General features: G+C 68.0%; 5 protein-coding genes. 2 read left to right on the forward strand and 3 right to left on the reverse strand.

Annotated features, from left to right (window positions below):
* Positions 1 to 686, forward strand: a 686-nt coding sequence (aroC, locus tag FJY88_11375) for a chorismate synthase (GenBank protein MBM3287932.1), incomplete at its 5' end; no start/stop codon positions are given.
* Positions 563 to 2,257 carry a hypothetical protein gene (locus FJY88_11380; GenBank protein ID MBM3287933.1) on the forward strand — a complete coding sequence of 565 codons (1,695 nt, stop codon included), beginning with the start codon at positions 563 to 565 and terminating at the stop codon, positions 2,255 to 2,257. The genes aroC and FJY88_11380, both read left to right, overlap by 124 nt.
* Before the next feature lie 4 nt (positions 2,258 to 2,261).
* Here the strand turns inward: FJY88_11380 and FJY88_11385 are convergent, their stop codons facing one another.
* The 3 genes from FJY88_11385 to FJY88_11395 form a co-directional block, all read right to left on the reverse strand.
* A complete protein-coding gene (locus tag FJY88_11385) occupies positions 2,262 to 3,080 on the reverse strand; it encodes a VOC family protein (protein MBM3287934.1) in 819 nt (272 codons plus the stop codon).
* 154 nt (positions 3,081 to 3,234) lie between these two features.
* Complete coding sequence (locus FJY88_11390) at positions 3,235 to 5,064, reverse strand: hypothetical protein (GenBank protein ID MBM3287935.1); 1,830 nt, start codon at positions 5,062 to 5,064, stop codon at positions 3,235 to 3,237.
* Positions 5,065 to 5,071: 7 nt separating this feature from the next.
* A partial coding sequence (locus FJY88_11395; protein ID MBM3287936.1) for an ATP-binding cassette domain-containing protein occupies positions 5,072 to 5,711 on the reverse strand: 640 nt, incomplete at its 5' end.

A 5,711-nucleotide genomic window follows, 5' to 3' on the forward strand; every position in this document is an offset into this window, starting at 1 on the left:
AGCTGCTTGCGGTCGCTCTCGGGATCGAGATCGTCGCGTGGGCGGCGCAGATCGCCGATATCGTCGCGGAGGTCGACTCCGATCGGGTGACCAGGGAACTGGTCGATTCGCATCCGACCCGTTGCCCCCATCCCGAGGCCGCGGTCGCGATGGCCGAGCGGATCTCCGCTGCGCGGGCGGAAGGCGACTCGCTGGGGGGAGCGGTGCGGCTCGTCGCGCGCAACGTGCCTCCCGGGCTCGGGGAGCCTGTCTTCGACAAGCTCGAGGCGGATCTCGCGCGGGCGATGCTGAGCATCCCAGCGGCCAAGGGATTCGAGATCGGCTCGGGATTCGACGCCGCGCGGATCCCCGGCTCGCGGCACAACGATCCCTATCGCATGGTGGACGGCAGGCTCCGCACGCTGACGAATCGGAGCGGAGGGATCCAGGGAGGGATCAGCAACGGCGAGTCGCTCCTGATGCGGGTCGCCTTCAAGCCGCCCGCGACCATCGGCAAGGAGCAAGAGACCGTGGACGCCGGGGGAAGGCCGAAGATGATCGCCGCCGGAGGGCGCCACGATCCATGCGTCCTTCCGCGAGCCGTGCCGATCGTGGAGGCGATGGCGGCCCTCGTCCTCGCGGATCACTGGTTGCGGCATCTCGCCCTCCGCGGGGCGGCGGAGCGGATCGACGGAGCCGCGACGTGAGGGGATGTCCTGGCCTCCTCTTCGTTCTGCTTCTTCTGGCCTGTTCCGGGCGCCCGCAGAGGGACGCGGGAGATGGAACGGACCGCGCCCGCGCCGGTTCGCGCGAAGCCGTGCCGGTCGTCACGGTCGCCGAGGAGCCGGATCAACTCTGTCCTCCCTTCGCGCGGAGCCCAGCCTCCGCCGCGATCTGGAGCTGGATTCTGCCCTCCCTCGTGCGGGTGGAAGGCGACTCGCTGGGGCGCATCCGCTTCGAAGGGGATCTCGCGACTTCCTGGCAGGGCGAGGATGACGGCCGGGCCATCCGTTTCTTCCTGACCTCGAATCGGCTCTGGGAGGACACGACGGCCGTCACGAGCGACGACGTGATCGGGAGCTACGGCCTCTACAGGGATCCGGTCCTCGGAGGAGGCTGGCCGCGGCATCTCTCCGATATCGCCTCGATCGAGGCTCCGGCGGGCCAGGGCTCCGTCCTCTTCCGATTCAAGCGCCCCCTCTCGAGCCAGCGCGCGCTGCGGCTCGCCGCCCTTCCTGTGATCTCGATGGCCCAGTGGGAAAAGGTGAAGGACCGCAAGCCCCTCCTGGGGGAGCCGGGGCGGCCCGTCAGCGCGGCGGGGCCCTATCGCGTGGAGGAGTGGAAACCGCGCGAGCATCTTCGCCTCGCGCGGCATCCGTTCCCTCCGGCCGGGAGGACTCCGCGCGCGCGGGCGATCCTGCTGCGGTTCATCCCGTCCGGCGAAAGCCGAGCGGCGCAACTCGAGTTTGGCGCTGCCGACTGCGCCATCGATCTGCCCTCAGAGACGGTCGCGCGGCTCTGGACCGAAGCCCCGGGCGTTCGGATCGCGCGGGCGGGGAGCGTGGAGATCGAGGCGCTCGTGTGGAACCTGGACCATCCACTGTGGGGCGCTCGCCATCTGCGGCAGGATCTCTCGCGGCGCCTGGATCGACTGATGCTGCGACGGGCGGCTGCGGGAGATGCGCCCGGCTTTCTGGGAGAGGCGTGCGAGGGTTTTGCCTCGGTCCCGCAGACGGGCGCCGCAACACAAGCGGCCGGCGCCGCCGACACGATCGCCGCCTCAGCGGACACTCTCCTCTCTCTGCCTCCCTTCGGGCTGCTCTACGACGTGGCGAACGGACGCCACGAGAGGATGGCCATCGAGATCGCGCTCGAGCTCGAGCGCCACGGTGTCGCGGTTCGTCTGCTCCCCATGCCGGCGAGCGGCTGCCGGGCGAGCATCGATCAGCGTCGTTTCGACGCGGCCCTCATGACATGGAGGATGCCCGCGGACGCGGATCTAGGGGAAGTCTGGGGGACAGGAGGCGCCTTGAACGCCTCGGGCCTCTCCGACCCTGGTGTCGACAGCTTGGTCTCGCTCGCGCGCTCCTCTGCCGCCGACACGCTCGCGGACGCGTGGGTTCGCGTGGACGCGCGCGCCCGGACGCTCGATCCGATGATCTTCATCGGCCGGAGGCCGCGGCTCGACGGCATCGGTCCCGATCTGACGGGGTACCGGAGCGAGCCGCTCGAGGCCTACGGGCCCCTCCTCGATCTCGAGAAGAGGCCCGCGCGGTAGTTGCTCAGACCGCAGCCTGTAGGAAGGCGATGACCGCCCCGTTCGGATCGAATGCGACCGCGAAGCGGCCCACCTTCGGGATGTCTGTCGGAGGGACGCAGACTCTCCCGCCGAGGTCGGCCACCTTCCGCATGCAGGCGTCGACATCGGCGACCGCCACATAGGGAAGCCAGTGCGAGGGCGCCTGGGCGTCCTTCGGCATCTTCATGAGGCCGGCGCGCTGCTCCTGGCCGGCCTTGAACAGCCAGTACTTGTGGTCGCCCGAGCCCATCTCGGACTCCGTCGCCGTCCAGCCGAAGACGGTCTCGTAGAAGCTCGCCGCCGCGGGGACGCTCGTCGTCAGGAGCTCGTTCCAGCAGACCGTTCCGATCGGAGGGGGCCAGGCCTCCGCGGGCATCTCGCCGCCGCTCTCCCCCTTGAACGGGCAGATGTGCGCCCCCGTCGGATCGGCGATCACGGCGAAGCGTCCGACATTGGGGATCGGCGTCGGCGGGACCTTGACGTCCCCTCCCAGCTCCTTCGTCTTCGCGACCGCCGCGTCCACATCGTCCACGGTGACGTAGGCGATCCAGTGCGACGGGATTCCGCGGCTCGGATCCAACGCGTCCATGCCGCCGATATCGCGGGAGCCGGTATTGATCATGGTGTACTTGGCTCCCGGGCCCATCTCGACATCCTTGACCTTCCAGCCGAGGAGCTTGGTGTAGAAGTCGATCGACTTTTCCTTGTCCGTCGTCATGAGGTCGTACCAGACAAACCTCCCGGCGCACGACTGCTTATCGCTCATGGCTCTATCCTCCCTTTCAGGTGCTTCGATGGTCATTCATGAACTGGGTGAGCTTCTCGTCCGGCTGATCGTCTCATACGGCGCACGGGGCGGGGCATGAGGAATCCTCATGCTGGCAGGTGGGCGCGATAAGGAACTGGGGCACTGTCTGGACGAGCGTGGACGGACATGGGAAGCGGACAGGCGCGCGTTATCCTGCCTCGAGCCGCGCCAGGATCGGCCGCTCGCGCTCCGGATCTTCGTTGTGGAGGAAGTAGAAGTCCTTGAACGTCGCGTAGTCGGCGCGAACCCGTTCAAGGGGCATCGCCGGCAGCGCGGCGAGCCACTCGTCCAGATACTCCTCGAAGTCGACGAACTCGACATCCTCCGGGAAGGTGCGCTTCAGGTGCCGCATCAGCTCGCGGTTGTAGGTGATCATCTGCGCCCGGATCTTCTTCGACTCGATCCTGAAATGAGCGGTTCGGAACTCCTGGTGCGGGTCCAGCACGTGCACCATGAAGATGAAGTTCACGCCGCGCCGGACGAGATACTCCGGCGGGGCCTCCTTCTCGTGGCCGGGGCGGGCGCGCTTGCGGACCGGCAGCCGGGCGATGTACGGATCGGTCAGGCCGGCCGCCTCGATGCAGACCGCGAAGCGCCCGTAATAGCCGAGGCTCGCCTGTCCGCCGAGCAGCACCCGGACATCCTGCCCCTTGAAGTATTTGGAGAGCTGGCGGCCGCATCGGCGATACCAGTCGATCAGGTTGCGGCCGTAGTAGTCGTGCGTGTAGTACCAATGCTCGTCCGTGATCCTCATCGGTCCGAACGTCGACCTGGGCTCTCCGTTCTTTTCGTAGTAGATGTCGTTGCGCCGCTCCTTCTCGTAGAAGAGGAGGAAGGGCAGAGCGACGAGCGCCACTGCCAGGAGCCTGCGGCGGGGGCCGATCGCCCGGCGGAGGGCGATCTCCGTGACCATGTAGCCGAGCGGAACGAGGGGGATCAGGAAGCGGGCGTACATGAAATCGCCGCCCACGCGGATGACGAACAGAATGAGATAGCTGAGGAAGAACGACGCCGCGAGGAGGAAGAAGGCCTGGGTCGGATCCTCGAGGATCGATCGCAGCCGTCCGCCCGCGTCGCGCCCCCCTTGCGGATCGCGCCGCGCGGCCCTCAGCATCGCGACCGCCATGTAGGCGATCGCGGGGAATGCGAGGAGGAAGGAGAGGTAGGCGACGGCGTAGAGCCAGACGTAGCGGAAACCCTGGCTCAAGTATGTCGATCCGCCGAGCTTCGCGTAATAGGTGTTCGGCAAGATCTGTCCGTAGTAGGCGATCTTCCAGACGAGCCACGGAAGGAGGACCGCTGCGAACGGAAGGCTGAGCAGCAGGAGCGCCTTTCTTCCTTCTCCCCGCTCGGGCCGCGCCGCGCGCGCGCGCCCGACCACGAACAGAGCGGCGACCGGGTAGAGGATCGCCGCGTCGGGGCGCGCCAGGATGGCGAGGCCCAGCAGAAGGCCGCCCAGGATGATCGAGCGGCGGCCTGATCCCCGCGAGATCGACAGGAGGACGGTTGCCGCGAGGACTAGTAGGGTGAACATCGAGGTCTCGAGGCCCCCGGTGGCCCAGATGGCGAAGTCGTGGTTGAGGGCGAGGAGCAGGGCGGTCAGGGGGAGGATCGCCGCGGCGCCCCGGAATAGGCGGTGGGAGACCCATGCGGCGAGGCCGAGCGTGCCCGTGAACGACAGCAGGCCGAGCCACTTGGTGATCTCGACGGGATCACCGCCCAGCCACCGAAAGAGGGCGACGATCATGAGCCAGAGAAGATGCGTGTATCCCTCGACTCGCTCTCCCACGTTGTAGACGAGGCCGTGGCCGGCCAGCATGTTGTCGATGTATCGAAAGGTGATGAAGGCGTCGTCGCACACCCACCAGAGCCGGACCCCACGATAGAGTCCGATGAGGAGAGCGGCGGCCGTCGCGGCGGGGAAGATCCATCTCTTCCACGCGCTCTGCTCGGGAGGCGGCGCTTGTTCCAGTTGCATGGCCGGATTATAGGCAGGCTCCGCCCGCCTGTCGACGCGCGCGGCCCGAGCCTCTCAGGTAGGCGGAGAGGGCTCGTCCCGTGATCGAGTCGCGACGGCGCGCGAGCTCTCCGGCGGGCCCCTGGTAGACCACGCGGCCGCCCTCATCTCCGGCGCCCGGCCCGAGATCGACGATCCAGTCGGCCTGGGCGAGGAAGCCGAGATGATGCTCGACGACGAGGACGGAGTCGCCCCGGGCGATCAGGGCGCGCATCGCCGCGATCAAGCGCGCGATGTCGCGCGCGTGGAGTCCCGTCGTCGGCTCATCGAAGAGCACGAGCCGTCTGCCCTTTCTCTCCCCCTCGGCGAGGAACGAGGCGAGCTTCAGCCGCTGCGCCTCCCCCCCCGAGAGGGTCGACGTCGGCTGCCCCAGGCGCAGGTAGCCCAACCCGACCTCCTGCAACGGCCGCAGCCTCCGCGCGATCTCCTCGAAGTCGCGGAAGAGACGCGAGGCCTCGTCCGCCGTCGTCTCCAGCAGGGCCTGGATGTTGCGGCCCCGGTAGTTGACCTCGATCACGTCGTCGCGAAAGCGCCTGCCTCTGCATGCCTCGCAGGCGACCTCCACGTCGGGAAGAAAGTGCATCTCGAGGACGACCGTTCCGAGGCCC

Source organism: Candidatus Eisenbacteria bacterium, assembly GCA_016867495.1.
Lineage (GTDB): Bacteria > Eisenbacteria > RBG-16-71-46 > CAIMUX01 > VGJL01 > VGJL01.

Excerpts from the sequence above, each read along its gene's own strand:
- FJY88_11380 (MBM3287933.1), top strand. The coding sequence starts at position 563 with ATGCGTCCTTCCGCGAGCCGTGCCGATCGTGGAGGCGATGGCGGCCCT.
- FJY88_11385 (MBM3287934.1), bottom strand. The coding sequence starts at position 3,080 with ATGACCATCGAAGCACCTGAAAGGGAGGATAGAGCCATGAGCGATAAG.
- FJY88_11390 (MBM3287935.1), bottom strand. The coding sequence starts at position 5,064 with ATGCAACTGGAACAAGCGCCGCCTCCCGAGCAGAGCGCGTGGAAGAGA.